We start from the raw sequence: 1213 nt of genomic DNA, 5'->3' as shown, positions 1-1213 counted from the left end.
CGTGGTGTAGCTGGCGGCATTAGTCGCCGTGCTCTCCGGCATGGGCCGGGCTGATCAGCGCGCCACGGCTGGCGGGCTGATCAGGGGATCATCGCTCATCTGGCTGATCGTTTCCAGAGTCATATATCTGGCCCGCTGCACTGCCCATTCATCGTTCTGTTCGAGCAGGATTGCGTCGACGAGGCGCACGACCGCATCGTCGTTCGGGAAGATTCCGACGACCTCGGTGCGCCGCTTGATCTCGCCGTTGAGACGTTCGATCGGATTCGTCGAGTGGAGCTTAGCGCGATGTTCCTTGGGGAAGGTCATGTAGGCCAGCACGTCGGGCTCGGCGTCGTCCATGATTGTTGCCAGCTTCGGCACCTTCGGCCGGATCTGGTCGGCGACGGCGCGCCATTGTACGGACGCGGCCTCGGGCGTTTCCTGGGCGAAAGCGGTGGCGATGAAGGCTGAGACGACCCTGCGGCCGCTCTTGCCGGCATGGGCCAGCACGTTCCTCATGAAGTGGACGCGGCACCTCTGCCATGTCGCGCACAGCACCTTGGTGACGGCCGCCTTGAGGCCTTCGTGAGTATCGGAGACAACGAGCTTGACGCCGCGCAGGCCGCGACGTGTCAAGCTTGCGCAGGAACTCTGTCCAGATCGGCTCGGCCTCCGAGGTGCCAATCTCCATGCCCAGTACCTCGCGCCGGCCGTCCGCGTTGACGCCGACGGCGATGATAACGGCGACCGAGACGATCCGCCCACCGCGGCGGACCTTCAGGTAAGTGGCGTCGATCCACAGGTATGGCCAATCGCCCTCGATCGGCCGATCGAGGAAGGCCTTCACCTCCCCGTCGATCTCCTCGCACAGCCGCGAGACCTGGCTCTTGGATATGCCGCTCATACCCATGGCCTTGACCAGGTCGTCAACCGACCGGGTCGAGATGCCTTGCACATAAGCTTCCTGGATGACGGCGGTTAGCGCCGTCTCGGCCATGCGGCGCGGTTCGAGGAAACCTGGGAAGTCGCTTCCCTTCCTGAGCTTCGGGATGCGCAGCTCGACCGTGCCGGCCCGCGTCTCCCAGTCCCGGTCGCGGTAGCCATTGCGCTAGGCGAGCCGCAGCGGGTTCTTCTCGCCAATAGCTGGCGCCGGTGGCCGCGCCCACCTCCATTTCCATCAGTCGCTCGGCGGCAAAGCCGATCATCTCCCGCAGCAGATCGGCATCCGGGG

General features: G+C 64.9%; 1 pseudogene. It reads right to left on the bottom strand.

Annotation, left to right across the window (positions count from 1 at the left end):
• Positions 1-54: 54 nt before the first annotated feature.
• Positions 55-1213, bottom strand: a pseudogene (locus NKJ75_RS32750) (IS256 family transposase); the annotation flags it as partial.

Source organism: Mesorhizobium sp. M0058, assembly GCF_040323095.1.
Classification (GTDB): Bacteria; Pseudomonadota; Alphaproteobacteria; order Rhizobiales; family Rhizobiaceae; genus Mesorhizobium.
Note: the sequence above shows the minus strand (reverse complement) of the source record. Positions and strands in the feature narration are given on the sequence as shown.